The sequence below is a fragment of the Desulfacinum infernum DSM 9756 genome (assembly GCF_900129305.1).
GTDB lineage: Bacteria > Desulfobacterota > Syntrophobacteria > Syntrophobacterales > DSM-9756 > Desulfacinum > Desulfacinum infernum.
Genome location: NZ_FQVB01000002.1, coordinates 1 through 440 on the forward strand (window position 1 = coordinate 1; position 440 = coordinate 440).

A 440-nucleotide genomic window follows, 5' to 3' on the forward strand; every position below is an offset into this window, starting at 1 on the left:
GTAACGGAGGTGCGCGAAGGTTCCCTCAGGCTGATTGGAAACCAGCCGTAGAGTGTAAAGGCATAAGGGAGCCTGACTGTGAGAGGGACACCTCGAACAGGGACGAAAGTCGGTCTTAGTGATCCGGCGGTTCCGTATGGAAGGGCCGTCGCTCAACGGATAAAAGGTACGCCGGGGATAACAGGCTGATCTCCCCCAAGAGTTCACATCGACGGGGAGGTTTGGCACCTCGATGTCGGCTCATCGCATCCTGGGGCTGGAGCAGGTCCCAAGGGTTCGGCTGTTCGCCGATTAAAGCGGTACGTGAGCTGGGTTTAAAACGTCGTGAGACAGTTTGGTCCCTATCTACCGCGGGCGTAGGAACTTTGAGGGGATCTGTCCCTAGTACGAGAGGACCGGGATGGACGGACCTCTGGTGTCCCAGTTGTTCCGCCAGGAGC

General features: G+C 58.0%; 1 rRNA gene. It reads left to right on the plus strand.

The annotated features are described in order from the left end of the window. Positions 1-440, plus strand: a 23S ribosomal RNA gene (locus BUB04_RS00010); the annotation flags it as partial.